This is a genomic window from Synechococcus sp. CBW1108 (assembly GCF_015840335.1).
GTDB lineage: Bacteria > Cyanobacteriota > Cyanobacteriia > PCC-6307 > Cyanobiaceae > Cyanobium_A.
In genome coordinates, this window is record NZ_CP060395.1 from 2,784,346 (window position 1) to 2,807,960 (window position 23,615).

Genomic DNA, 23,615 nt, shown 5'->3' on the forward strand with positions numbered 1-23,615 from the left:
GGCCGTTATCAGCGCAGAGCTGGCAGTGCCTACGAGCCATTAGCTCGAAGGGAGATTTGCTTTTCCGGGAATGCTCCAACAGTCGCGGAGATCAGGTAGAGCTTGATCAGCCACAGCAAAGAAATCGCTCTCGCGGAACACATCCCTTTCGCAGGCCCGGCCGCGTTGGATGGCGTCGGCGATCCGCTCAGGCCCCCCCGGCACTTCAAGGGCATGGTAGGAGCCCGGCGGCACCACCAGACTGGGCAGCAGCCCCGTCTGAAAGATGCTCACGGCACCGATAAAGCCAAGGGTGGCCCCGGGCAAGGTGCTGGCGGCGGCCTGGAACGCGGTCACCTCCATTTCACCCATCGGAGTGGTGTCGAAATCCGCCAGCACATGGATCCAGTCGTGATGGGCCAGGGCCGCGTTAGCGGCACCCGGTTCCCCCGGGAAACCGAAGCCGCGCTCCCGGTAGAAATCCCAGAGGCTGCGGCCAATGCTGCCGGCAGGGCACTGCTCCAGGGCGCGCCAGCGGGCCGCCTCGATGGGATCGGGCTCCACGGTGAGGGCGTAGGCCTGCTCGCCATGGCGGGCCAGCAGGCCCTCGAAGGCTGGGCTGAGAATGTCCTGCTCACCGATCCAGTTGTAACGGTAGAAGTCGTGCAGGGCCTGGGCGGAGGCATGGGCCGCCAGGTCGCGGGCAAGCCGAAGACTGCGGTCTTCCACCCCCAGGACGCCGGCCCAGTGCCCAATGGAGGCCTCGAGCGCCGCAGGGATGGAATCGCAGAGCATCTCCAGGGTCACCATCAACTCCACTAACTCCAGCCGCTGCTCGGCAGTGGGCAGGGCCTCGGCCACGGCTTCGGGGGAGAGGCCCGCCAAGTGATCGAAATCGGCCTCGTAGCCGAGGAGCTGGTGGAACAGCACGCCCAGGAAGCGGGGCTGAAGAGGGGTCTGCCAGCCGTCGCCCCTGCAGGCGCCCACCAGGGCAGCTGCTTGCAGCGGGGCCTGATCGACCGTGCTGTGGATCAGAAACATGGCCGCCACGGTGGGTTCGCCATTTCAGTATGGGCAGTTGCGAAGATCGGAGCTAGCTGCTGCCAGATCCGCCCATGCCCCTCACCGCCATGGTGCGCCAGCTGCAGCAGGCAGCCCTCACCGGCGAGGTGCTGGCACGGCTGGCGCGGCCCGAGCGATTGAGGCTGGCCGGGGGCGGTCGGGCCGCCCGGGCACTGATCAGCAGCGCCATGGCCCGTGCCACGGGGGCGCCGCTGCTGGTGATCGTGCCGACCCTTGAGGAGGCGGGCCGCTGGGCGGCGTTGCTGGAGCTGATGGGTTGGTCTAGCTGCCAGCTCTACCCCACCAGCGAGGCCAGCCCATACGAGCCCTTCGATCCCACCAGCGAGATCACCTGGGGCCAGCTGCAGGTGCTCAGCGAGCTGGTCGATAGGCCAGCAGGAGGCCTCGCCATCGTGGCCACCGAGCGGGCCCTGCAGCCCCACCTGCCCCCGCCCCAGGCCCTGCGGGCCCAATGTCTGAGTTTGCGCAAGGGCGAAACCATCAGCCTCGAGCAGCTGGGCGAAACCCTGAGCCGCCTTGGTTACGAGCGGGTGCCCACGATCGAGCAGGAGGGCAGCTGGAGTCGCCGCGGCGACATCGTCGATGTCTTCCCGGTGAGCAGCGAACTCCCCGTGAGGCTGGAGTTTTTTGGCGAGGAGCTCGACAAGCTGCGGGAATTTGACCCCGCATCCCAACGCTCCCTCGATCCCATCGAGGTGGTGCGCCTGACCCCCAGCGGCTACGGCCCCCTGGTTGCCGAGGCGCTGCGCCAGGCGATGCCTGATGGGCTGGAGCTGCTGCTCAAGCCGGAGGCCCTCGACCAGCTGCTGGAGGGCGGCACTCCCGAGGGGATGCGCCGGTTGATGGGCCTGGCCTGGGACGAGCCGGCCTCTCTGCTCGATTACCTCGGCGCCGACACCCTGGTGGCTGTCGATGGCAGGAGCCAGTGTCTCTCCCATGCCCAGCAGTGGTTTGACCACGCCGCCGGACACCACGCTGAGGTCTGCGGCGAGCTGGGGGGCGCGCTGCCAGGGGTGCTGCATCGGGAGCCAGCCGGCGCCCTCCAACAGGCGGAAGCCTTCAGGGGCTTTGATCTGGCCGAGCTGCTGGAAACCGACAGCCACCCCAACAGCTTTGATCTGGCCGCCCGCTCGGTGCCTGCCTACCCGAACGCCTTTGGCAAGTTGGCCGCCCTGGTGAAGGGCTTTGTGGCTGAGAAAGCCACGGTATGGCTGATCTCTGCCCAGCCCTCGCGGGCGGTGGCCCTGCTGGAGGAGCACGACTGCATCACCCGCTTTGTGCCCAATCCCTCCGACTTCCCAGCCATCGATCGACTGGTGGAGCAGGCCACGCCGGTGGCCCTGAAAAATCGAAGCACCGCCGAACTGGAGGGGCTCCAGCTGCCGGCCTGGAAGTTGGTGCTGATCACCGATAGGGAATTTTTTGGCCAACATGCCCTCACCGCCAGCGGCTATGTGCGCCGCCGCCGCAAGGCAGCCAGCCGCACGGTCGACCCGGGCAAGATGCAGCCGGGGGATTTCGTGGTGCACCGCAACCACGGCATCGGCAAGTTTCTCAAGCTCGAAAAACTGGCGATCAGCGACGAATCGCGGGATTACCTGGTGGTGCAATACGCCGACGGCCTGCTGCGGGTGGCTGCCGACCAGTTGGGCAGTCTTGGCCGCTACCGCGCCAGCACCGACGCCCCGCCTGAGCTCAACCGCATGGGCGGTACGGCCTGGGCCAAAGCCAAGGAACGGGCCATCAAGGCCGTGCGCAAAGTGGCGGTGGATCTGGTGAAGCTCTATGCGGAGCGTCACCAGGCCCCGGGCTTCGCCTACCCGGCCGATGGCCCCTGGCAACAGGAGCTGGAGGATTCCTTCCCCTATGACCCCACCCCAGACCAGACCAAGGCCATTGCCGATGTGAAGCGGGACATGGAACAACCCCAGCCCATGGATCGGCTGGTGTGTGGCGATGTGGGCTTCGGCAAAACGGAGGTGGCGATCCGGGCGATTTTCAAGGCGGTGACGGCGGGCAAGCAGGTGGCCATGCTTGCCCCCACCACGGTTTTGGCCCAACAGCACTGGCGCACCCTGAGCGAACGCTTTGCGCCCTATCCCCTCAAAGTGAGCCTGCTCAACCGCTTCCGCACCGCAAGCGAACGCAAGACCATCCTCGAAGGACTCAGCACAGGCAATGTGGACGTGGTGGTGGGCACCCACCAGCTGCTCTCCAAGGGCACGGGCTTCAAGCAGCTGGGCCTGCTGGTGGTGGATGAGGAACAGCGCTTCGGCGTCAACCAGAAGGAAAAGATCAAGGCCCTGCGCAAGGACGTGGACGTGTTGACCCTGTCGGCAACGCCCATTCCGCGCACGCTCTACATGAGCCTTTCGGGGGTGCGGGAGATGAGCCTGATCACCACGCCGCCACCGCTGCGCCGCCCGATCAAAACCCACCTGGCCGCCCTCGATGAGGAGGCAGTGCGCAGCGCGATCCGGCAGGAGCTGGACCGGGGCGGGCAGATCTTTTACGTGGTGCCCAGGGTGGAGGGGATCGAGGAGGTGGCCGACCAGCTGCGGGTCATGGTTCCGGGCCTGCGGCTACTGGTGGCCCACGGCCAGATGGCCGAGGGGGAACTGGAGAGCGCCATGGTGGCCTTCAATGCCGGCGAGGCCGACCTGATGCTCTGCACCACGATCGTGGAGAGCGGCCTGGACATCCCACGGGTGAACACGATCCTGATCGAGGACGCCCACAAATTTGGCCTGGCCCAGCTGTACCAGCTGCGGGGCCGGGTGGGCCGCAGCGGTATCCAGGCCCATGCCTGGCTGTTCTATCCGGGCGATGCCTCCCTGAGTGAGGCGGCGCGGCAGCGGCTGCGGGCAATCCAGGAGTTTGCCCAGCTGGGCAGTGGCTACCAGCTGGCCATGCGCGACATGGAGATCCGCGGCGTGGGCAACCTGCTGGGGGTGGAGCAGAGCGGCCAGATGGAGGCGATCGGCTTTGACCTCTACATGGAGATGCTGCAGGAATGCCTCGCCGAGATCCAGGGCCAGGACATCCCCAAGGTGGAAGACACCCAGATCGATCTGCCGATCACCGCCTTCATCCCCGGCGACTGGATCACCGAGAACGACGAGAAGATGGCGGCCTACCGGGCCGCTGCCGACTGCAGTGGCGCTGCCGCCCTGGTTGAACTGGCAGCTGGCTGGGTGGACCGCTACGGACCCATTCCGGCGCCGGTGCAATCGCTGCTGCAGCTGATGGAGTTGAAGCTGGTGGCCAGGCGCTGCGGCTTCTCGCGGATCAAGCCGGAGAAGCCCAACATCTGCCTGGAAACGCCCATGGAGGAGCCCGCCTTCCGCCTGCTGCGCCAGGGGCTGCCCCAGCATCTCCATGGCCGCCTGGTATTTCAGGCCAGCAGTGGCAGCACCGCCAAGGTGCTGGCTCGGGGCCTGGGGGTGCTGCCCGCCGAGAAGCAGCTGAAGGAGCTGATGGGCTGGCTGAACCAGATGGCCGCCCAGCTCCCCGGAGCCGATGGTCTCAGCGAAGCCCAGCGGGCCGAGCAGCTCAGGGCCCAGAACGAGGCGGTCTTAGCGGTGTGAGACCTGCCGGGAAGAGGGTAGTCAATTTGACGGAAATCGCAGCCGCGAAAACTTACGCCCGGCCTCGATGGCCCTTCGCTCAATTGCAACTGCTGAATCCAACCAACCCCCACGCTCCACAAACAGCAGAATAGCTCGGGTGGTGACCTTGAGACAACCGGGCAGCAGTAAAAACGTGGCGCGGGAGATCTTGTGGTCTTCGAAGAGAAACACGCCCCGCCTGGGAGGCTCTTCCATCACCAAAGCCTGCATCGTTTCCTGAATCGCCATCTCACCCAGGTTGCGTTGGCGACGCCCTGCCGCCCTGCGGCACACCTCCCTTGACCACACAGGAATGCACTGATCCTTCACCCAGGCTCCGATCTGCTGGCTTGTGGGCGAATGGCTGCGGGTGAGCTCCTCCAGCACCATGTCCACCATTGCCCGGCATCAGGAATCAGAAAAGGGGCGTCCCCCATCAGACCAGCTGCTGCAGGGCGCTCACCATGGCTTCAGTGGCCTGATCGGCGAGGCGCGGCAGCGGCAAGTGGGCCTGGGCCATCAACAGGAACAGGTCTTCCTCGTGTTCGAGATGGAGCTGCTCCATCACTTCGAGGTCGCTCATGCGGCCGAGGGCAAACCCCAGCAGCAACGCGGCATTGCGGTTGCCATGCCGCTCGGCCAGCTCGCAGGTTTCCACCAAATAGCGCAGCTCCGCATTGAGCAGGGCGCTGATCGAGGTGTCGTGCTAAGCCGCCAAAACCTTGGCCCGGCGCAGAAGATCGCGGTGCCAATCCAAGGAACTCACCAACCGCAGGCAGTGGCCCGGGGCGTCTTGAAGGATGGGCTCCACCTGCACGCCCAGGTCCCGCAAAAATCCGTTACATTAATGAGAAGTTGTGTGAAGAGGACCCATGGGCGAAGTTATCGAAGCATCTTCGGGCTTCGCTGGCGGCCTGGGTGGTGGTCTCAGCCTGGTATCTGGGGTAGTGAGCCTGCTGGCCCTAGCCGTATACGCCTTGCTGCAGGGCGACACGGGCAACAACAACGACGATGACGATTCCAGCCCCGGCGGCGGTCTGATGCAGCCGGTGGCCTGAGCAGGCCAGCGTTACTGGCTGCCCTGTTGCTCTAGGTAGGCCCGCGGCACCAGCACCAGAAATAGCCACCACCACACCAGTACCGCCGCTGCCACAGGGGCGGTTATCCACCAACGCTGGAGCAGAAACCAGCTGCCCGTCGGCAGGGTAATGCCAGTCAGCATGATGGACCAGGGCTGGCACCACCAGGGCTTTTCATTCCAGATCGATGGCTGGGAGCTCAAGGCTTAGTGCTCGAACCCAGGGCAGCTGGCAGGTTGGCGCTGCCTGGTTTGTATGCCTGGGAGGGGCCGCTGGCGCTGCGGAGTCGCTTGACCAGGGTTGTCTCGGCTATCCGGTATTGGCTGTCCTTCTTGGTGCCCAGGTCTTCGAGCTTGAGCTTTTGGGCCTCCAGCTCGCTCATCTTGGCCTGCACATCGGGATCAATCCCGTGCTTGTGGATGTCCCGGCCACTGGGAGTGAGGTATTTGGCGATAGTCACTGTCATGCCAGAGCCATCGGAGAGGCCCCGCACCGACTGCACCAGACCTTTACCAAAGGTCTTCTGACCCACCAGGACGGCCCGCTGGTTGTCCTGAAGGGCACCGGAGAGAATTTCACTGGCACTGGCGGAGCCTTCATTGACAAGCACCACCAGGGGCTTGGCCGTAAGGGCGCGACCATTGGCCCGCTTCACGTCCTGAATGCCGTCGCGGGTCTTGGTGGAGACGATCGTGCCCTCATTGAGCCACTGGCGGGCGATCTCCACGCTGGCCATCAGCAGGCCGCCGGGGTTGCTGCGCAGGTCCAACACATAGCCCTGGGCCCCCTTCTCCTCGAGGTCCTTTACCGCCAGGCGCATGTCCTTGGTGGCGGTGGCATTGAACTGGCGCAGGCGGATGTAACCCACCTTGACGCCATCTGGGCTGGTATTGATCTGATGATCTACGGCGTGGAGCTCGATGCGTTCGCGGGTAAGGGGCACCTGCAGGCTCTGACCCTTGCGCTGCAGGGTGAGGGTTACGGAGGTACCAGCCTGGCCGCGGATCAACTTGACCGCATCTTCGGTACTCATGCCCTTGGTGCTCTTGCCATCTATGGCCGTGATCACATCCTTGGGCTGCACGCCGGCCCGAGAAGCAGGTGAACCATCAATGGGGGAAACCACCACCAGGTTTTTGGTTTCCTTATCGAGGCTCAGCTGGATGCCCACCCCGGATAGTTCCCCGGAGGTGTCGATCTGCATCTCCTTGAATTCGCGCGGATCCAGAAAGCGGGTGTAGGGATCGTCGAGGCTAGCGAGCATGCCCCGAATTGATTCATAGGCTTCCTTGGAGCTGCCGTAGCTCTTGGCGAGCACATCGCGGCGCAGCTGGCGCCATTGCTCCGGCTTGTATTTGCCGTTGATGTCCAGGTAGTCGCGGAAGACGATCTGCCAGGTCTGGTCGATCACCTCCTTGGGACTGTCGCTGATCCGCGACGAAGCTCCCGGAGATGTCACCACTTCCCTGGCCACGACCGCGGTGGCAGCACAGGCACCAATGCCTACCAGCACAAGCAAACTGGTGCGGGGGCTGGCCATCTGTAAGAGCGGAACAGGCCGGGTAAAGACGCTTTCAAACTAGCGCCGGCAACCGACCTCAGGGCTCCACCCAGCGACCATCCTCCCGAATCAAAGCAATCAGGGCCCCGACCCCCTCCGCTTCCGGCACCCGCCGAATCTCCTGGCGGCCCCGGTAGAGGGAAATGGTGCCGGGGATCTTACCCACATAGCCGTAGTCGGCATCGGCCATTTCGCCTGGCCCATTGACAATGCAGCCCATCACGGCGATGTCCAGACCGGTGAGGTGGGAAGTGGCGTTGCGCACCTTGTGCAGCACCTCCTCGAGGTTGAACAGGGTGCGGCCGCAGCTGGGACAGGCCACGTATTCCACCATCGTCTTGCGCAGGCCCAGGGCCTGCAAAATCGAATAGCAGACAGGAATCTCCTTCTCCGGTGCCTCGGTAAGCGAAACCCGGATCGTGTCGCCCAGGCCCTCGGCCAGCAAGGGCGCAATGCCGGCGGTGCTCTTGATGCGGCCATAGTCGCCATCGCCCGCCTCGGTGACGCCCAGGTGCAGGGGGTAGGGAAAGCCCTCGGCGTCCATGCGGTCCGCCATCATCCGGTAGGCGGCCATCATCACTGGGGCCCGAGAAGCCTTCATCGAAACCACGATGTTGTGGAAGTCGAGGCGGTCGCAGATGCGGATGAATTCCAGGGCGCTCTCCACCATGCCCAGGGGCGTGTCGCCGTAGCAAAACAGCATCCGCTCGGCCAGGGAGCCATGGTTGACGCCAATGCGCAGGGCCTTGTCCTGCTGCTTGAGCAGCTGCACCAGCGGCTCAAACGTTTCAGAGATGCGCTCACCGATGGCGGCGACCTCCTCGGGGCTGAATTCGGTGCGATTGGGGTCGGGCTTATCGAACACAAACAAGCCGGGATTGATCCGCACTTTGTCGACGTGCTGGGCCACCTCCAGGGCAATCTTCATGCCGTTGTGGTGCACATCCGCTACGAGGGGCACCGGCTGGTAGGTGTCTTCTAGGCGCTGGCGGATTTCCTTTACCGCCTTGGCGTGGGCCAGGGACGGCACCGTGAGGCGCACGATTTCACAGCCGACTTCATGCAGCCGCCGGATACCGGCCGTAGCCCCTTCGATATCGAGGGTGTCCTCGTTGATCATCGACTGCACCACCACCGGATGGTCGCTGCCGATCCAGATGTTTCCCACCCGCACGCTGCGGGTCTGGCGCCGGTGAATCAGGGTGTCGTAGCGGGCGACGGTGTCGTAGCGAGACGGGGCGGTGGTCATCGCGGGGCAGGGGCGCGTGGCCAAAGCCTGTCACAAAGCCAGCTCAAGCGGCGAGGGTGTCAAATGCAATGAGCAGTTGGGCAAGGCGGGGGGGCAAGAAAAGGATGGCCGCCGATCCTTTCAAGGGGCCAGCAGGGATCGGCGAACCTCCTGGAAGTCGGCTGCAGTGAGCGCGCGGGGCGAGCCCTCGGCCTGCGAGTTAAAGCGCATTAGATAGGAGGGATGCAGGACGGGCATCAGGCGCCGGCCCCGCAAAATTTCGATCTCGCTGGCGCGCCACTGGCCCCGCAGGTTGGTGATGCCGCCCCTAATACCCAGCACCCCCTCCAGGGCCGAGGCCCCCACCAGCAGGATCACGGCCGGATTCACCAAAGCGATCTGCCGATCGAGCCAGGGGCGGCAGGCCGCCAGCTCCGCCGCCGTGGGTCGGCGGTTCTGCGGCGGGCGGCACTTGACCACATTGGCCACGTAGGCGTCTCGGTTGCTGTCGATGCCAGCGGCAGCCAGCAGCTGGTCTAGCAGCTGGCCGGAGCGACCCACAAAGGGCAAGCCAGTGCTGTCTTCCTGAGCGCCGGGGCCCTCGCCGATCAGCATCAGCCGGGCGGCGGGATTGCCCCGGCTCACCACTACCTGCTGCCTCTCTACGGCCAGGCCACAGCGGCGACAGGCGGCGCAGGCTTCAGTGAGTTGCTGCAGGGCTGGGGCCAGTTCAAGCGAGGCTGCCATCTCTATGGAGCAGGGGGTGGGTTTTATGCCCGTTGCGTTTCGTGCCCGGCTGAACCCTAGGCGGGAAATCGGTAGGGCAAGATGTCCGCCACAGCTGATGCCGCGCGTCCCGATGCCGGACACAGGGATGATCGCCGCGCCTTGCACCACTCCGATTCTTTCAGCCCGGGCCCGGGCCCTCAAGCCCTCCCTCACCCTGGCCATCTCCGCCCGGGCCAAGGCCCTCCGGGCAGCGGGCAAGGACGTCTGCAGCCTCAGCGCCGGCGAACCGGATTTCGACACCCCGGCCTTCATCCGCCAGGCCGCTGCCGACGCCCTGGAGGCCGGCCACACCCGCTACGGCCCCGCTGCCGGTGAGCCCGCCCTGCGCTCCGCCATCGCCGCCAAGCTCTGCAGCGAAAATCAGTTGGCCATCAGCCCCGAGCAGGTGCTGGTGACCAACGGCGGCAAACAGGCTCTGTACAACCTGTTTCAGGTGCTGCTCGGCCCCGGCGATGAGCTGCTGCTGCCCTCGCCCTACTGGCTCAGCTACCCGGAGATGGCCCAGCTGGCTGGGGCTTCGGTGGCCCTGATCCCCTGTTCCCCAGCCCAGGGGTTCCGCCTCGATCCAGCCCAGCTGGAGGCAGCCATCACCCCGGCCAGCAAATTGCTGGTACTTAACAGCCCCGGCAATCCCACAGGCATGGTGCTGAGCCGGCCGGAACTCGAGGCGATTGCCGCGGTGCTGCGCCGCCACCCCCAAGTGGCGGTGGTGTGCGATGAGATCTATGAATTCCTACTGGCGCCAGGCCACAGCCACCACAGCCTGGCCGCCGTAGCCCCCGACCTGGCCGGGCGGGTATTTACGGTCAACGGTTTCGCCAAGGGCTGGGCGATGACCGGCTGGCGCGTGGGCTGGCTGGCCGGCCCCAGCACGGTGGTGGCGGCCGCCAGTGCCCTGCAGAGCCAGAGCACAAGCAACGTCTGCAGCTTTGCCCAGTTTGGTGCCCTGGCGGCGATCAACGGCCCGCGGGATTGCGTGCGGGCCATGGCAGCCAAATTTGACGAGCGCCGCAACCTGCTCGCGGCAGGCCTGACAGGTATGGATGGGGTCAAGCTCGAGCCGCCCCAGGGTGCCTTCTACGCCTTTCCCGATGTGAGCGCCCATGGGCTCGACTCGATGACCTTCTGCAATCGCCTGCTCGATGAGGTGGGGCTGGCGGTTGTACCTGGCGTGGCCTTTGGGGAAGATCGCTGCATCCGCCTCTCCTGCGCAGCCAATCCCTCCACCCTGGCCGATGGGCTTGAAAGGTTGAAGCGCTTCCTTGCAGCCCTCTAAAAAACACCAGCCCAATTCCCAGCCCAAGCCAGTAGATCCGCGATGACCAGCCGAAAACGTTTTCTGACCCTCCTGGCTGGCTTCTGTCTGGCGCTTGTGCCGGCGGCCCTGGTGCAGCAGGCCAACTCCAAACCTGAGCTGCGCATCGGCGCCATCCCCGACCAGAACCCCGAAAAACTCAATCGCCTCTACTCCCTGGTGGCCAACGAGCTCAGCCAGCAACTAGGCGTAAAGGTTACCTACGTGCCCGTAACCGACTACACGGCCGCCGTCAGTGCATTCCGCACCGGAAGCCTGGATCTGGTCTGGTTTGGCGGGCTCACCGGCGTGCAGGCCAGCCTGCAGAAAGCAGGGGCCCAGATGCTGGCCCAGCGAGACATCGATGCCCAGTTCTACAGCGTGTTCATTGCCAACACCCGCAGTGGCCTCAAGCCGATCCAGAACCAGAAGGGCCTGGTGGCACTCAGAAACACGCGCTTCACCTTCGGCTCGGAGAGTTCCACCTCTGGCCGGCTGATGCCCGAATACTTTCTCCGCCAGGCTGGCGTCAACCTCGACGACTTCGCCGGTGGCGCCCCAGGCTTCAGCGGCAGCCACGACGCCACAATTGCTCTGGTGCAAAGCGGGGCCTACGACGCCGGCGCGGTTAATGAGCAGGTATGGAAGAGCAGCCTGCGCAGCGGCAAGGCAAACCGGGCCAAGGTGGTGCAGATCTGGCGCACCCCCAGCTACCCCGACTACCTGTGGCTAGGCCAGCCCAACCTCAACCAACGCTTCGGCAAGGGCTTCAGCACCAAACTGCAGCAGGCGATTCTCAGTTGGCGCTCCAGTGATCCCGAGCAGAAACAGATCTTGAACCTGTTTGGGACCCAGCAGTTCACCACCGTGAACCCGGCTGAATACAAGAAGATCGAGCAGGTGGGCCGCCAGATCGGCAAAATTCGTTGATCGGATCCAAAATCAGTTGCCAGGGGGGATGGGGTCCATGGTTTGGTTGATCGATCTGGTGTTGGTGCTGGCAGGGCTGACGCTCTGGAGCAGGGCCAGTACGGAATCCGATGAGGCCTGGTCGCTATTTCTGCACAGCATCGCCTTTCTGGATCTGGGCTTCATCGCCTTCGGCAATGGCCAGCTGCTGATTGAGATCCCCCTGCTGGCGCTGGCCCTGGTGCTGCCTTCAGCCGCCAGGCTGGAACAGCGCCGCCGCTGATCTGGCCATGAACTCCCGAGGCCCTGACCTAATTGAGATGTCCCTGGTGGCGCTGATCCTCGCCCTGATCGTCTACCGCCTCACCCTGGCCTGAAGGCGCGCTCAGGTTGGGATGGCAGGTTCATGTAAGTAGCAGGTGGTCTACAAACTGGAGCCAGGTGAGGCCATCGGCAGAGTGGCTGAAGAGATAGGACTCCTCCTCAGCATTAAGGGGACGTTCGCCCACACTGGCCAGCAGACGCCTGAGTTCGGCCGGATCAAGCCTGTCATCGCCGTTGGCATCGACTGGCAGCAGATAGTTGAGCAGGCGAGCCTCGCCAAGGCGCAAGCGCTGCAGGCGAAGCATCAGCTCACCAAACTCCTCGGCATCCACCCGGCCATCCCCATCCAGGTCCATGGCCTGCAGCACACTTGCCAACTGGGCTGCCAGCACTCCAGCCTCTCCGGCTTGCTGGGGATCAATCCCCAGACCATCGAGCAGCTCCGCCGCACTGATATCGCCATTGCCGTCTTGATCGAGTCGCTGAAACAAGGCCGACATTTGTTGCCGCAGCAGCGCCGGAACCCGTCCAGCCAAAAAAGCGCGGCGCTGGCCGCTGATTGCCAGGTGCAGGTTTTGACGAAAATCGGCAAGCAGGGTGCGGGCCAACACATAGCGCTGGCGATGCTCCTCCGGAGTCAAGATGGCGTGCAGCGAAACCGGAATCAGGGCCGGCAAGGCACGACGCACCAGCAGCTGAATCACCCAGGTGGCAAGCACAAAAGCCAAGGTGAGCGAAGGCCAGCCCTGGGCTGGAGTGAGGCCCCAGCCAAACTGGAACAGACTCGCCAGAGCCGCCCCTCCCAGACCCACCGCCAAGCTGGCCCAGCTGGGGGCGTAAAAAATCCCACCCAAGGCAATCGCCACCAGCAAGCCGTTGTATCCCCAGAGGCCCTGGGCGATCGCGCCCAAAGGGACATCGAGCAGAAGGCCGGTTGCCATGCCAGCTAGGGCACCAAGTAAACCCAGGCCTGCGGCAAGGGGGCTGGCGAGGGCTGTAGCAATTAACACCAGCAAGCCACTCCAGGGGTTTGGGCAGAGAAAAACCTGACCCGCGGATCGAAGCAGCCCATGGGCGAGGGCCTGGGAGGTGCTGGCCAGCTCGGGCATCGGGGTCGGTTCGGCCAGCGCCAATGCCGCCGCCGGCGCAAGCGAAGCCAACCCCAGCAAGCCCCAACTAACAAGAATGAAAGGCAGGGTGAGTGGTGGTAGCCCCAGGGAACGGTTGATTCCCCTGCCCAGCCCCTCAAGCAGCAAGGTGGTCAGCGCCCCACCAAGCAGCACCAAAACAGCCCAAATCAAGCTGGACAAGGGGCGATCGAACTGGGCGAGATTGGCGACGGCGCAGCCCACCAGGGCGCCGTTGAAGCCGTAGATCCCCTCGCTCCGCAACCCCTCAGCCAAGCCGAGAAGCCGAGCTGTGCAATGGGAAGCTGCGGTACCCAGCAGGGCCAAGAGGGCACACCATGGCGACTGCACCAGGAAGGCGAGAAGCAACACCAGACCGCTGAGGGGATTGTTGATGAAGATCACCTGGGCAAAGCCACGCAAACACGCCAGCAGCGAAACCAGGCCGGGGTTGAGTCGTGCTACTGGGCGATGCAGCTGATGCAGGGTGCCCATAGTGGGCAACAGCCGTTGAAGCCTGGAGGGCAGGTCAACAGCAGGCTCGAGCAAATCTCTAAGCAGCTCAAAAGCCGATTTCTCAGGCCTGTCCATCGGCCTAGAGACGGGCGTCGAGCACCTCTAACACCTCCTGATAAAGGCTCAGTGACACTTCAGCCAAGGTATTTAGAGTATCTAGATGGGGATTGATCTCGCAGATTTCCCAGCAGCAGACCCTGGGGTCTGCCAGTAGGCACCGGGTGAGCTGGCGAGCCTCATCAACCCAAATGCCACCAGGCACGGGCGTGCCGGTGCCCTTACAGATAGTGGAGTCCATGGAATCCACATCAAAGCTTACATAGGGCTTGCTGAGGAACCGATATCCATTGCGCCGCAGTTGATTCCAGGGATGGTCTCACGTTAAAATGAGCCTAATGGAGCCATTCCTGGCTTAGAACAATCTGCTGACACGCCAATGTACGTTTTTCAGCACGCAGGTCAGCTATCGATCGAGGAGTTTTACACGCCCTTCGGCGGCAAACTAGATCCTAATAATCGCTGGCTTCTGCTTCGTAACCTGATTCCATGGATGCCGCTGGAAAGCCAGTATGCACCCCAATTCAGTGCCAAGACAGGAGCACCGGCCAAGCCGTTTCAGATGGCGTTCGGTGCGCTGTACATCCAGCAACGCCTGGGAGTGACAGACCGCGAAACAGTTCAGCTGATCACGGAATCACCGTATCTACAATTTTTCATTGGCTTGAGTGCATACCAGGCAATGCCCCCGTTTGATCCATCGATGATGGTGCATTTTCGTAAGCGCATTGGCCCTGATCTGATCAAGATCTGCAATGACATGACCAAGGCCAATGGCATTGCGATGATTAAAGAGATGCTGGTTTCGGCGGAGGAGGATGATAGTGAACAAGAAGAGGAGCAACAGCTTGCTGCCATCGACGAAGCGCTAGGGGTGAAGCCTGCAACGTTGGATCCTGAAAGTAACTGGGGTACTCTGATTCTTGATGCAACCTGCGTGCCTGATGACATTCCCTACCCAGTAGATCTGAGGTTGCTCAACGAAGCGAGAGAGGCCACTGAGAAGATCATCGACGAACTGTTCAAGCAGTTGCAGGGAAAGATCAATCGTAAACCCCGCTGCAACCGGGATAAAGCTCGGAATCGGTTTCTGGCGATCATCAAGAAGAAAAAGCCCAAATGCGCCGAGATCCGTGAAGTCAAGCGCTTTCAGCTCAACGAGATCCGGAGAAACCTCAGAGCAATTGATCAGATGATCCATTGCGGTGCCATGCTTTTGGAGCTTGGAACCCAGCTCTACCGCAAGCTGCTGATCACCAGTGAACTGTACCGGCAGCAGCAGGAGATGTATGACGCTGATAGCCGGCGCATCGACGATCGGATTGTCAATTTGTCAAAACCACACGTGCGGCCGATCGTGAGGGGCAAGGCGGGAAGGCGAACAGAGTTCGGTGCGAAGATCTCAATATCAGATGATAATGGCTTTGTCGATGTGGATCGAATCAGCTGGGACAACTACAATGAAGCCAACGACCTGATCGCACGTACCAAGCAATACAAGGAAGAGCGAGGGTACTATCCAGCACGAATCTGTGCCGATTCAATCTATATGACATTAGGCAACAAGAAGTTCTGCGCAGAAAATAACATCAGACTCAGTGGCCGTCCACGCAAGAAGCAGGTAGAGGCCGAGGTGCAGACAGCAGAGCAACAAGAGCTTTTTAAATCAGACTTGAGAAAGCGTTCCGTGATCGAGGGAAGAATCGGAACGAGCAAACGGAAATATGGACTGGATCGGATCATGACCAAGCTGATTGAAACATCAAGAACGGTGATCACGATGGCGTTCTTTGTGATGAATGCCGAGAAGGTTCTCAGGCTACTGCGCCTCTTATTATCTATTCTTGTCTCTGTGTACATCCTGATGCTCTATTTGCTCGCCTCCTGGCGCCGTCCAGCGCTTCTGTGGGCTGCTTAGTCAGCTTCTAGGAGTAAAATTGAGGTCACCAGCGCTTGGCGCTGCAGGCTGAGTCGCGGCCCTTGGCGCGGACGAAAAACCCGCGAATGAAATTCAGCAAGCCCTACATAGATCAAATCGACCTGACTGAGATGGTCTAGGCAGCGCTGGGATGCCTGCTCTGGTCCGAATCGCCGAACATCATCCGTCGTAATGATCGGTATGGAGAAATGCTCAATCGTGATATTTTCCGCCGGCTCCGTATCACGAACTGCCACATAAATCAGGTCTTCAAGAATGATCGACGGCGATCCTGTGCCATTGAGATATTGGAGCTCCTTCCAAAGCAACCTGGTCGTGGAATCGGGCTCGTTGATGGCCTCAATGGTGTTGTCGTGAGCCGAGGCAATGGCCAAAGGCATGCCGTGCATGTTGCCGGAGGGCGTGGTGTACGGGGAATGGATATCGGCATGGGCATCGATCCACACCACACCTAGGCGCCGCTCGGGATGGGCCCGGCGAATGCCGGCGATGGTGGAGGCAGCCGTGGAGTGATCACCAGCGATCACGATTGGGAACAGCCCGCGCTCCAGGCTGGAGGCCACCAAGGCGGCCGCGTCCCGCATCACGCCGGCAATCGTCTCGATATGGCGTGCGTGGGGGGTGGAGGTGGCGGGGCCCAGCTCCGCGGCTCGGGCGCCTGGCCTGGTCTGACCCTTTATTTCCTCAATTAAACGATCGCTGATTTGGCGTAGCTCCTGCTGACGGGCAGCGGCCTGCTTGAGCAAATCAATGCCAGAACCTGCTCCAGGCGTGCCAGCACCGAGGTCGCAGTCGACCTCTACCAAGGCAACCCTGGAGCGGCTGGAGGCGTTTACATACTGAGCCAGGGTCTTTTTGAGTCGCTTCAGATCTGCCAGCGACAGCTCGATCACCGCATCGGCTTCGAGTAGCTGCAGAAATTCTTCAACGCTGATGCAGTTGTCGCCATCTCGATCGAGGGCTGCCAGCAACCGCTCTGCCGCTGGCAGATCTGCGCAGGCGGGCGCCAGGGCCGCGAGCAGCACCTCCAGCTCCCGGAAATTGAGGCTGCCACTGCCATCGCTATCTATTAACTCAAAGATCTCGCGCAGGCATGAGGCAACGGCCAAACCCTGCCGGCCTTGGGCCCAGCGGCTGAAGGCGGCCAGCTCCACCTCGCCATCGCAGCCAACCAGATCACGCAGAGCTTGGCGATCTTCAATGGCAATCACTCCAGCCATGCTGGCAAGAACATGCTCCACTTCATCGGCAGATATTTTCCCATCGCCGTCTTGATCAAATAGACCAAAAATACCGACAAATTCATCTGAACGAGAGGATATTGACACTATTAAAGAATCAAAATGAATGGACAGGAGGCCAGAATTAACCCCAGAAATCCTGCCTCAAACCCTACACAAAGGGCAATTCAAGACCTCAGCAAGCGTGCCCATTGCTACTGAAATCAGAAAGTTTTCGGTTTGTAGGGGCCTAGTCTCGAGGCTGCTGCCGCCCAGTTCGCCGTGGAGTTCAAGGGATCCCTGGACGAGCTCAAGGAGTTGGTTGCCCAACTCGGGGTGCCGTGTCAATGGCAACACAAGGGGGCTTTTGAGCTGGCCGTTTTTGAAGATGGCGTCAGCAATCTGAAACTCAACTGGTGGCCCCGGGATGGAATCCTGCGATTGGTGGGAGATCCGGAGGTTCGCGACAGCCTGCAGGCAAAACTGCAAGAGATGCTCAGCCGGCAAGCCTAAAAGCCAGATCACCAGATGAACCAGGCCCGCATGTGACGTCCCTACTGATCCTCCAAGACATCACCGTCAAGGGCCGCAGTCAACCTCGCCTGGATCGGGTGTCGCTGCAGCTGGAGCCGGGGGAACGGGTCGCCCTGCTGGGCCCCAGCGGTGCCGGCAAGAGCACCCTGCTGGCGGTGGCCAATGGCCTGCTGGCCCCCGACCAGGGCAACGTGCGGTGGCAGGGGGAACCCCGGGGCCGGACAGTCCGCGCCCGGCGGCGCCAGCAGGCACGCATCGGCACCCTTTGGCAGGACCTGCGCCTGATCGAGGAGCTCACGGTGCAGCAAAACCTCAACGCCGCCCGGCTGGCGGTATGGGGCTGGCCGCGGGCCCTGCTCAACCTGTTGCTGCCCTTGGAAACCGCAGCCTGCGCGGCGGTGCTGCAACGGCTCGATCTAGATCCGGCCCTGCTTAACCAGCCCGTCTCGGCCCTCTCCGGGGGCCAGCGCCAACGGGTGGCCCTCGCCAGGCTGCTGCGGCAGGAGCCTTTACTGCTGCTCGCCGATGAACCCCTGGCCAGCCTGGATCCACGCCTGGCCGCCGATCTGCTGGCCCTGCTGCTGGAGCTGGCGAGCCCGCCAAGGGCCCTACTGCTCAGCCTGCACCGCCCCGACCTACTGGTCGGTTTCGACCGGGTCGTGGGGCTGCGGGCCGGCCAGCTGGTATTTGACCAGCCCGGCTCCAGTCTCGAGACAAGCCAGCTCAAGGCGCTCTACGCCGGTGCCGAGAGGCCATGAGGCCCGCGGCGCCGCTGTGGGTCCTGCTGCCCGCCCTGGTGCTCCTGCCGGTGCTGGCCCTGCTGCCCGGGATCAGCCATGGCGGCGGCTGGGAGCTGGTGGGCCAGTTTGCCGCCGCCGCCCTGCAGCCATCCCTGGAGCCGCTCGTGGTGGGATCGGTGCTGGGGGGCCTGGGCGTTACGGCGGGCATCGCCCTGCTGGGCTGGGCCGCCAGCCTGGCCCTGGGACTGTTGCTCGGCATCGCCAGCTCCCGGGTGGTGTGGCAAACCTGCTACGGCAGCGCCGCTCCAGCCAGCTGGATCCGTCGCCTACTGGCCCTGCCTCGCTCCATTCATGAACTGCTCTGGGGACTGCTGCTGCTGCAGGTGGTCGGACTCCAGCCGGTGGTGGCGGTGGTGGCGATCGCCATTCCCTTCGGGGCCCTGGTGGCCCGGGTGGTGAGCGACCTGCTCGATGCCCTGCCAACCGCCAACCTGGAGGCCCTGCGCTGTGGCGGCGTAGCCGGACCGGCAGCTCTGGTTACCGCCCTGGGGCCACCGCTGCTGCCCCAGGTGATCAGCTACAGCGGCTACCGGCTCGAATGTGCCCTGCGCAGCGCCACCATGCTGGGGGTATTCGGTCTGGGGGGCCTGGGCACCGAGCTGCGCCTCACCCTGCAGTCGCTGGCCTTCAGGGAACTCTGGACCGGCCTGTGGCTCCTGCTGGCGGTGATGCTTCTGCTGGAGACCCTGGTGGGCTGGCTGCGGCGCCGCTGGGCCATGCCGGTGCGGCTGGGACTCAACCAGCGGGGCGTGGGCCGGCAGGGCCAGGAGATCCTGGCGGTTGGCCTGGTGCTGCTGCCTACCCTGGGCCTGGTGGCCTGGCAGCTTGGGATCGACCCCGCCGGCCTGCTGCGCTGGCAGGGCCTGCCCCCCCTGGGCCCGGCCGACTGGGGGGCGATGCTGGCCCTGCCCTGGGCGAGCCTGGTTGGCAGCACCCTGCTGCTCACCCTGCTGGCCGCAGCCCTGGCCGTGGGTCTGGCGCCATTGATGCTGCTGGTCGTGCAGCCCTGTCGGCCCCTGCTGGCTTTGGTGCAAGGGCTGTGGGCCCTGGGGAGGCTCTGGCCGCCACCGCTGACAGCCCTGTTGCTGCTGTTTGTACTGCAGCCCGGGCTGGTCACCGGCGCCCTGGCCCTGGGGTTCCACAACCTCGCCATTCTGGGCCGACTCTTGCTGGAGGCAGCCGAAACCAGCGGAGCCCCCCAGCAGCAGGCCCTGCTGGCGGCGGGGGCAGGGCCCCGGCTGGCCCTGCTCTACGGCCGCTTCAGCTCTCTGGCCCGCCCCTACCTGGCCTATGGCGCCTACCGGAGCGATGTGATTCTGCGCGAATCGGTGGTGGTGGGCCTGGTGGGGGCCACGGGCCTGGGCAGCCAACTGCTGGAGTCCCTCAGTTCCTTTGCCGGTGACGAGCTGCTAGCTCTGGTGCTGGTCTATGCAGCGCTGACCCTGCTGGGGGAAGATCTCAGCGACCGCGCACGCCTCTGGCTTCTGGAGACCCCCCATGGTGATGGCCCACCCCAGGAAGCTGGTGGCGCTTGGCGATAGCGGCATCTTCGGCTGGGGAGACCCGCTGGAGGGGGGCTGGTGCGAGCGATTGCGGCGCCACTGGATGGAGCTGCCCGGCGGCCCGGTGCTCTACAACCTGGGCGTGCGCGGCGACGGGCTGGAGCGGCTGGCGGCCCGGCTGAAGGCCGAGGTGGGCTGCCGCGGCGAGCTAAGGCGCCAGCAACCCCAGGGGATCCTGCTGGGAGTAGGCCTGAACGACACCGCCCGGGTGGGGCGAGCCAATGGCCGGCCCCAGCTCGACGGGGAGGGATTCCTATTTGGCCTGCAGCAGTTGCTGCACCAGGCCAAGGCGATCGCACCCGTGCACGTGATTGGCCTCACCCCGGTGGACGAGGCGGCCATGCCCTACGCAGGGGTGCTCTGGTATCGGCTGGACGACATCCGCCGCTATGAGGGTTTGCTGGAGGAGGCCTGCCTGGAAGCGGATGTGCCTTTCCTGCCCCTGCTGGAGGGGCTGCTGGCAGACCCCGACTGGCCCCAGTGGCTGGCCGGCGATGGCCTGCACTTCAACAGCGAGGGGCACCGGCAGGTCTACCGCCGGGTCAGTAGCTGGCCGGCCCTGTTGGCCTGGGCCGACCTGGTGCCCCTGGCGGGCCTAACGCCGATGGGGTGAGCGGTAAATCCCCCAGGGGGGTGGTCCCGGTTCCCCCGCTGGGGGGAGCTGGGCGGGGCCCTGCCGCGGCGACGGTGGAAACACCGACATCCCGATGCCCATGTCCACCTGTCAGATCCACGAGCGCAACCGCAGCTGGCTGGAAGCCATGGCCGCCAGCCCCGACGCAAACACCCGCCTGCGCTGGCGTAACGCCCTGGTGGAAGTGAACCTTGGCCTGGTGCGGATGGTGGCCCAGCGCCAGAGCCTGCGCAGTGGCCAACCCTTCGATGAGCTGGTGTCGGCCGGCAACTTGGGCCTGATCAGGGCAGTGGAGGCCTTTGATCTGCGCCAGCGCTGCAACCTCAGCAGCTTTGCCGTTCCCTACATCAAAGGGGCGATGTTGCACGACGTGCGAGACAACGGCCAGCCCCTGCGTACCCCCCGGCGACTGCGGGAATTGCAGCAGCGGGCCAGGCGCCTGCAGGAGCAGCGGCGCAGCAGGGGCCAGGCACCCCTGGCAAACGAAGCCCTGGCCGCGGAGCTGGGCTGCCGCAGCGGCCAACTAGAGGAGGCAGCCGCGGTTCAGCGGGCGCTGCAGGTGTGCAGCCTCGATGCCCCACTTGGCGGTGAAGACGCTGGAGAGCCCAGCTGCCTGCTCGATCAGCTGGCAGCCCAGGGCGCTCCAAGCTGGGCAACCGCCGAGGCAGGGGATCCTGGCGATGTCCCCCAGGGGCCTCAGCAGTGGTTGCTGACGCAACTGGAGCAACTCGACACCCAGGACAAACGCCTGCTGGAGGGCCACTGGTTCGAAGGGCGGAGCTGGAAAGAACTGGCACTGGAGCTGCGCCTGAGCTGCCGCCAGACCCAGCAGCGGGGCGAAACCCTGCTGGGCTGGCTTCAGGCGGCCGCGGGCCAGATCCCAGCCAGCGCCTCTGAAAGCGCCATCCAAAGCGCCATTGCCAGCAAGGCGGCAATGGCCGTCTGAATCCCATTGACCAGCTCATTGCTCAGCCAGAGCCAACGCTGCTGGGCGGTGGCCCCAATCAGGCTCTCAAGCAGGGTCGCCACCAACCCCACCAGGGTCACCAGCAACCAGGTGGAAGCATCAGACAACAATCCCAGGGCCAGCATCAGCAGGGCCATCAGGGCACTGCCGACCAGGCTGGCGGCGGTGCCCTCGAGGCTGATCGCCCCCTCGCTGCCGGGGGGGACCGGGCGAAGGGTGGTGATCAACACGGTGTGGCGGCCCCAGCGCTTGCCGATCTCACTGCCGAAGGTGTCCGCCAATTTGGCCGCGAAGCTGGCGGCAAAGCCGATCAGCAGCAGGGGCTGCCAAGCCGGCGGTGCCAGGGTGGCAGCCATCGCCAGCAGGGTGCCGGTGGCGGCCGAGCCCCAGACGTTCTCGGGGCCGCGGGCCCCGCCGCGGGCCTCCGCCAGACCGCGGGCCAATTTGGCGCGAAACCCCAGGCGGGTCACCGCCGACCCCAGCACCAGGTAGAGCACCACCGCCAGCCAGCCCGGTGGCCCAAGGCAGCCCCACAGCAGGGTGCCGAGGCAGCCGGCATGGACCCAGCCGGCTCGGGTCAGCACCGGCAGTCGCTGGGCCAGGGCAATCAGCCCGGCGTTGAGGGCCAGGGCACCTAACCAGTGGCCCCAGCTCTGGGGGGCAACCAGGGCCAACTCAGAAATGGGCACGCAGGGGCGATCGCATAGCCAAAGTGTGTTGGACTGCCAAGGTGCTGGTGGATCGGGGAAAGTGGCCGGCCATAATCGTTGCAGAACGCTGCTGCAGCAATGTTGTTCAACCGCAAGCCCGCTTTTTTTCTAGACCTGGGCAGTGAGGGTGCGACCCCGGCCAAGGTGGCGATCGCCGAGCCCAAACCCAGCGCTGCCAAGGCGGCTGAGGGCAAATTAGCGGCGGTTCTAGCTTCAAATCCGGCCCCGGCCCCGGCCCCTGCAGCCCAGCCCAGCAGCCAGCCCAGCCTCACCACCGCAGAGGCGATCGCCGCCGAGCTGCGCGCTGCCCAGGAAGCCCTGCCCGCTCCGAGCCTGGCCACCTTCGCCCCGGAGTGCCTCAATCCCGCCAATGCCCTGCCCAACCGGCGGCGGCTGGCTGGAGCCAACCTGGCCGGTTACAAGGCGATGGCCGCCGGCATGTTTCGCAACTAGGAGACCAGGCTCTGGCGCCAATGGCTGAGCAGGGCGGCGGCCGCCACGGCGGCGGTGCTGCAACGCAGGATCGTCGGCCCCAGGCTCACCGGCTGCCAGCCCTGCTCCAGCGCCAGCCCCTCCTCCGCCGGGCTCCAGCCACCCTCAGGGCCGATCGCCACCACCAGCCCCTCGCCGGCACTGGCGGGCCCTGGGGCGAGGGGCACCAGGAGCTCCTGCAGTAGGGGGAGGCCCAGCTTGCGGCTGCTGGCCAGCAGGCCCCGGCCGGCACCATGGGGCGGCGGCAGCCCCAGCAGCGCGGTGGCAGCCACTGGGGAGCGCAGCTCGGGCTGCCAGAGGCGCTCACACTGCTCCACAGCCTCCCGCAGGATGGCGGCCCCGCGCTCTGGCCTGGGCCCATCAGGCCCGACACTGCGCTCTGCCCGCAGGGGCAAGATGCGATCTATCCCCAGTTCCACCACCATCCGCAGCAGCACATCGGCGTCCCGGCGGGGCAGGGCCAGGGCCAACTCCAGCAGGGGGGCGGGTTTCTTTTGCTGCTGCAGCGGGGTCTGCAGCGGTTGCTCGAGCACGGCCCCATCTACTTGGCTGAGCTTGGCGCTCCAGAGGCGGCCGGCCCCATCCACCAGGTCAAAGCGATCCCCCGGGCGCAAGCGCAATACCCGGCCCAGGTAGTGGGCCTCGCCGGGCTCGAGGGCCACTTCCTGGGCCGCCAGCCGCTCGGGGGGAATCAACAGCCGCCGCAATTCCCGTGCCACAGCTTCGCCTAGTCGTCGATGGCGTCGAGGCCGGCGAACATCGCCTCGGGCTGCTCCTCAATCGGCCAGTCATCGTTGAGACCACCAATCAGCAGCTCCTCGAGTTCGAGCACGTCGTTGTTGAGTTGGCCCAGGGCATTGATCAGCACATCGAGGGCGATGGCATCACTGGTGCCCAGATCAACCCAGCAGCGTGCCCACTCCTCCTGGTATTCGATCGGGCCCATGTTGTGCATCAGGGCCGGCAGGGCCGCCGCTGCCCCTTCGTGGCTGTAGTCCATCCAGCCAAGTTCGGCCCCCTCCTCGTGGGCCTGGAGGTTTTCGGCATTGAAGCCACCCAGCTTGCCGAGAAAAAACCAGCTGTCGAAGGCGGTTTCCAGGTAACCCCGCTCGCCGGCACCCACCGGGTGGGGGAAGCGCATCCAGATCCAGCAGTTGAAGGGATTGAACTCGCGGAAGCGCACCTCCATGGCAAGGGGAAAAG

At 64.4% G+C, this 23,615-nt stretch carries 25 protein-coding genes and 1 pseudogene; 12 read left to right on the forward strand and 14 right to left on the reverse strand.

What is annotated here, in order from left to right; all coding sequences use genetic code 11:
- Window positions 1–39: 39 nt before the first annotated feature.
- Window positions 40–1,020, reverse strand: a complete 981-nt coding sequence (locus tag H8F27_RS15055; RefSeq protein ID WP_197149150.1) for a hypothetical protein — start codon at window positions 1,018–1,020, stop codon at window positions 40–42.
- Window positions 1,021–1,094: 74 nt separating this feature from the next.
- On the opposite strand from H8F27_RS15055, the gene mfd reads away from it, so the two are divergent.
- Complete coding sequence (gene mfd / locus H8F27_RS15060; protein ID WP_197149152.1) at window positions 1,095–4,649, forward strand: transcription-repair coupling factor; 3,555 nt, start codon at window positions 1,095–1,097, stop codon at window positions 4,647–4,649.
- A gap of 21 nt (window positions 4,650–4,670) precedes the next feature.
- On the opposite strand, the gene H8F27_RS15065 is transcribed toward mfd, so the two are convergent.
- On the reverse strand, window positions 4,671–5,069 hold the full coding sequence (locus H8F27_RS15065; protein ID WP_197149154.1) for a hypothetical protein: 399 nt from the start codon (window positions 5,067–5,069) through the stop codon (window positions 4,671–4,673).
- 37 nt (window positions 5,070–5,106) lie between these two features.
- Window positions 5,107–5,328 carry a hypothetical protein gene (locus tag H8F27_RS15070; RefSeq protein ID WP_197149155.1) on the reverse strand — a complete coding sequence of 74 codons (222 nt, stop codon included), beginning with the start codon at window positions 5,326–5,328 and terminating at the stop codon, window positions 5,107–5,109.
- 214 nt (window positions 5,329–5,542) lie between these two features.
- On the opposite strand from H8F27_RS15070, the gene H8F27_RS15075 reads away from it, so the two are divergent.
- On the forward strand, window positions 5,543–5,728 hold the full coding sequence (locus H8F27_RS15075) for a hypothetical protein (RefSeq protein WP_197149157.1): 186 nt from the start codon (window positions 5,543–5,545) through the stop codon (window positions 5,726–5,728).
- 11 nt (window positions 5,729–5,739) lie between these two features.
- On the opposite strand, the gene H8F27_RS15080 is transcribed toward H8F27_RS15075, so the two are convergent.
- The 4 genes from H8F27_RS15080 to H8F27_RS15095 all read right to left on the reverse strand — a co-directional run bounded on the left by H8F27_RS15080 (window position 5,740) and on the right by H8F27_RS15095 (window position 9,285).
- On the reverse strand, window positions 5,740–5,892 hold the full coding sequence (locus H8F27_RS15080; protein WP_231596334.1) for a DUF6737 family protein: 153 nt from the start codon (window positions 5,890–5,892) through the stop codon (window positions 5,740–5,742).
- 56 nt (window positions 5,893–5,948) lie between these two features.
- Complete coding sequence (locus H8F27_RS15085; RefSeq protein WP_197149161.1) at window positions 5,949–7,289, reverse strand: S41 family peptidase; 1,341 nt, start codon at window positions 7,287–7,289, stop codon at window positions 5,949–5,951.
- A 58-nt stretch (window positions 7,290–7,347) separates the two neighbouring features.
- The gene (gene ispG, locus H8F27_RS15090; protein ID WP_197149163.1) at window positions 7,348–8,559 is read right to left on the reverse strand and encodes a (E)-4-hydroxy-3-methylbut-2-enyl-diphosphate synthase; all 1,212 of its coding nucleotides are present in this window, start codon (window positions 8,557–8,559) and stop codon (window positions 7,348–7,350) included.
- A 120-nt stretch (window positions 8,560–8,679) separates the two neighbouring features.
- Window positions 8,680–9,285 carry a uracil-DNA glycosylase gene (locus H8F27_RS15095; protein ID WP_197149165.1) on the reverse strand — a complete coding sequence of 202 codons (606 nt, stop codon included), beginning with the start codon at window positions 9,283–9,285 and terminating at the stop codon, window positions 8,680–8,682.
- A gap of 127 nt (window positions 9,286–9,412) precedes the next feature.
- Here H8F27_RS15095 and H8F27_RS15100 point away from each other — a divergent pair, with 127 nt between their 5' ends.
- From H8F27_RS15100 to H8F27_RS15110, 3 genes are read left to right on the forward strand one after another with little or no spacing between them, the layout of a single operon-like run.
- On the forward strand, window positions 9,413–10,603 hold the full coding sequence (locus H8F27_RS15100; protein ID WP_231596335.1) for a pyridoxal phosphate-dependent aminotransferase: 1,191 nt from the start codon (window positions 9,413–9,415) through the stop codon (window positions 10,601–10,603).
- 42 nt (window positions 10,604–10,645) lie between these two features.
- A complete protein-coding gene (locus H8F27_RS15105) occupies window positions 10,646–11,551 on the forward strand; it encodes a putative selenate ABC transporter substrate-binding protein (RefSeq protein ID WP_197149169.1) in 906 nt (301 codons plus the stop codon).
- 37 nt (window positions 11,552–11,588) lie between these two features.
- Complete coding sequence (locus H8F27_RS15110; RefSeq protein WP_197153632.1) at window positions 11,589–11,813, forward strand: hypothetical protein; 225 nt, start codon at window positions 11,589–11,591, stop codon at window positions 11,811–11,813.
- Between the two features lie 121 nt (window positions 11,814–11,934).
- On the opposite strand, the gene H8F27_RS15115 is transcribed toward H8F27_RS15110, so the two are convergent.
- Together H8F27_RS15115 and H8F27_RS15120 are read right to left on the reverse strand one after the other, a co-directional pair.
- A complete protein-coding gene (locus H8F27_RS15115) occupies window positions 11,935–13,530 on the reverse strand; it encodes an urea transporter (protein ID WP_197149171.1) in 1,596 nt (531 codons plus the stop codon).
- A gap of 46 nt (window positions 13,531–13,576) precedes the next feature.
- Window positions 13,577–13,855 (reverse strand): arginase family protein, encoded by a 279-nt coding sequence (locus tag H8F27_RS15120; protein WP_255517768.1) that lies wholly within the window; start codon window positions 13,853–13,855, stop codon window positions 13,577–13,579.
- A 78-nt stretch (window positions 13,856–13,933) separates the two neighbouring features.
- Here H8F27_RS15120 and H8F27_RS15125 point away from each other — a divergent pair, with 78 nt between their 5' ends.
- Window positions 13,934–15,472: an IS5 family transposase gene (locus tag H8F27_RS15125; protein ID WP_197149060.1), complete on the forward strand. Its 1,539-nt coding sequence runs from the start codon at window positions 13,934–13,936 to the stop codon at window positions 15,470–15,472.
- On the opposite strand, the gene H8F27_RS15130 is transcribed toward H8F27_RS15125, so the two are convergent.
- Both H8F27_RS15130 and H8F27_RS18355 read right to left on the reverse strand, forming a co-directional pair.
- The gene (locus H8F27_RS15130) at window positions 15,469–16,713 is read right to left on the reverse strand and encodes an arginase family protein (protein ID WP_231596336.1); all 1,245 of its coding nucleotides are present in this window, start codon (window positions 16,711–16,713) and stop codon (window positions 15,469–15,471) included. The genes H8F27_RS15125 and H8F27_RS15130 overlap by 4 nt on opposite strands.
- Window positions 16,714–16,725: 12 nt before the next feature.
- Window positions 16,726–16,821 (reverse strand): annotated as a pseudogene (locus tag H8F27_RS18355) (hypothetical protein); the annotation flags it as partial.
- A 174-nt stretch (window positions 16,822–16,995) separates the two neighbouring features.
- Between H8F27_RS18355 and H8F27_RS15135 the strand changes: the two are divergent.
- From H8F27_RS15135 to H8F27_RS15155, 5 genes are all read left to right on the forward strand, one after another.
- Complete coding sequence (locus H8F27_RS15135; protein WP_197149174.1) at window positions 16,996–17,226, forward strand: hypothetical protein; 231 nt, start codon at window positions 16,996–16,998, stop codon at window positions 17,224–17,226.
- 32 nt (window positions 17,227–17,258) lie between these two features.
- Window positions 17,259–18,005 carry an ATP-binding cassette domain-containing protein gene (locus H8F27_RS15140; RefSeq protein WP_197149177.1) on the forward strand — a complete coding sequence of 249 codons (747 nt, stop codon included), beginning with the start codon at window positions 17,259–17,261 and terminating at the stop codon, window positions 18,003–18,005.
- Window positions 18,002–19,588, forward strand: a complete 1,587-nt coding sequence (locus H8F27_RS15145) for a phosphonate ABC transporter (protein ID WP_197149179.1) — start codon at window positions 18,002–18,004, stop codon at window positions 19,586–19,588. Before H8F27_RS15140 ends, H8F27_RS15145 begins: the two co-directional genes overlap by 4 nt.
- Window positions 19,545–20,222: a GDSL-type esterase/lipase family protein gene (locus H8F27_RS15150; protein ID WP_197149181.1), complete on the forward strand. Its 678-nt coding sequence runs from the start codon at window positions 19,545–19,547 to the stop codon at window positions 20,220–20,222. The genes H8F27_RS15145 and H8F27_RS15150 overlap by 44 nt, the downstream gene beginning before the upstream one ends.
- Before the next feature lie 100 nt (window positions 20,223–20,322).
- Window positions 20,323–21,189 carry a sigma factor gene (locus tag H8F27_RS15155; RefSeq protein ID WP_197149182.1) on the forward strand — a complete coding sequence of 289 codons (867 nt, stop codon included), beginning with the start codon at window positions 20,323–20,325 and terminating at the stop codon, window positions 21,187–21,189.
- On the opposite strand, the gene H8F27_RS15160 is transcribed toward H8F27_RS15155, so the two are convergent.
- On the reverse strand, window positions 21,102–21,893 hold the full coding sequence (locus H8F27_RS15160; protein WP_370594522.1) for a TIGR00297 family protein: 792 nt from the start codon (window positions 21,891–21,893) through the stop codon (window positions 21,102–21,104). The genes H8F27_RS15155 and H8F27_RS15160 overlap by 88 nt on opposite strands.
- A gap of 84 nt (window positions 21,894–21,977) precedes the next feature.
- Between H8F27_RS15160 and H8F27_RS15165 the strand changes: the two genes are divergently transcribed.
- Window positions 21,978–22,373, forward strand: coding sequence for a hypothetical protein (locus tag H8F27_RS15165; RefSeq protein WP_231596337.1), 396 nt, complete (start codon window positions 21,978–21,980; stop codon window positions 22,371–22,373).
- On the opposite strand, the gene H8F27_RS15170 is transcribed toward H8F27_RS15165, so the two are convergent.
- The gene (locus H8F27_RS15170; RefSeq protein ID WP_197149186.1) at window positions 22,370–23,131 is read right to left on the reverse strand and encodes a 16S rRNA (uracil(1498)-N(3))-methyltransferase; all 762 of its coding nucleotides are present in this window, start codon (window positions 23,129–23,131) and stop codon (window positions 22,370–22,372) included. The two genes, H8F27_RS15165 and H8F27_RS15170, sit on opposite strands and share 4 nt — an antisense overlap.
- Window positions 23,132–23,139: 8 nt before the next feature.
- Window positions 23,140–23,601 (reverse strand): DUF3531 family protein, encoded by a 462-nt coding sequence (locus H8F27_RS15175; protein ID WP_197153634.1) that lies wholly within the window; start codon window positions 23,599–23,601, stop codon window positions 23,140–23,142.
- Between the last annotated feature and the right edge of the window lie 14 nt (window positions 23,602–23,615).

Coding starts and splice junctions, on each gene's coding strand:
- H8F27_RS15155 (WP_197149182.1), top strand. CDS start 20,323: ATGTCCACCTGTCAGATCCACGAGCGCAACCGCAGCTGGCTGGAAGCC.
- H8F27_RS15175 (WP_197153634.1), bottom strand. CDS start 23,601: ATGGAGGTGCGCTTCCGCGAGTTCAATCCCTTCAACTGCTGGATCTGG.
- H8F27_RS15065 (WP_197149154.1), bottom strand. CDS start 5,069: ATGGTGGACATGGTGCTGGAGGAGCTCACCCGCAGCCATTCGCCCACA.
- mfd (WP_197149152.1), top strand. CDS start 1,095: ATGCCCCTCACCGCCATGGTGCGCCAGCTGCAGCAGGCAGCCCTCACC.
- H8F27_RS15055 (WP_197149150.1), bottom strand. CDS start 1,020: ATGTTTCTGATCCACAGCACGGTCGATCAGGCCCCGCTGCAAGCAGCT.
- H8F27_RS15095 (WP_197149165.1), bottom strand. CDS start 9,285: ATGGCAGCCTCGCTTGAACTGGCCCCAGCCCTGCAGCAACTCACTGAA.
- H8F27_RS15125 (WP_197149060.1), top strand. CDS start 13,934: ATGTACGTTTTTCAGCACGCAGGTCAGCTATCGATCGAGGAGTTTTAC.
- H8F27_RS15145 (WP_197149179.1), top strand. CDS start 18,002: ATGAGGCCCGCGGCGCCGCTGTGGGTCCTGCTGCCCGCCCTGGTGCTC.
- H8F27_RS15085 (WP_197149161.1), bottom strand. CDS start 7,289: ATGGCCAGCCCCCGCACCAGTTTGCTTGTGCTGGTAGGCATTGGTGCC.
- H8F27_RS15100 (WP_231596335.1), top strand. CDS start 9,413: ATGATCGCCGCGCCTTGCACCACTCCGATTCTTTCAGCCCGGGCCCGG.
- H8F27_RS15075 (WP_197149157.1), top strand. CDS start 5,543: ATGGGCGAAGTTATCGAAGCATCTTCGGGCTTCGCTGGCGGCCTGGGT.
- H8F27_RS15130 (WP_231596336.1), bottom strand. CDS start 16,713: ATGGCTGGAGTGATTGCCATTGAAGATCGCCAAGCTCTGCGTGATCTG.
- H8F27_RS15110 (WP_197153632.1), top strand. CDS start 11,589: ATGGTTTGGTTGATCGATCTGGTGTTGGTGCTGGCAGGGCTGACGCTC.
- H8F27_RS15150 (WP_197149181.1), top strand. CDS start 19,545: ATGGTGATGGCCCACCCCAGGAAGCTGGTGGCGCTTGGCGATAGCGGC.
- H8F27_RS15105 (WP_197149169.1), top strand. CDS start 10,646: ATGACCAGCCGAAAACGTTTTCTGACCCTCCTGGCTGGCTTCTGTCTG.
- ispG (WP_197149163.1), bottom strand. CDS start 8,559: ATGACCACCGCCCCGTCTCGCTACGACACCGTCGCCCGCTACGACACC.
- H8F27_RS15080 (WP_231596334.1), bottom strand. CDS start 5,892: ATGCTGACTGGCATTACCCTGCCGACGGGCAGCTGGTTTCTGCTCCAG.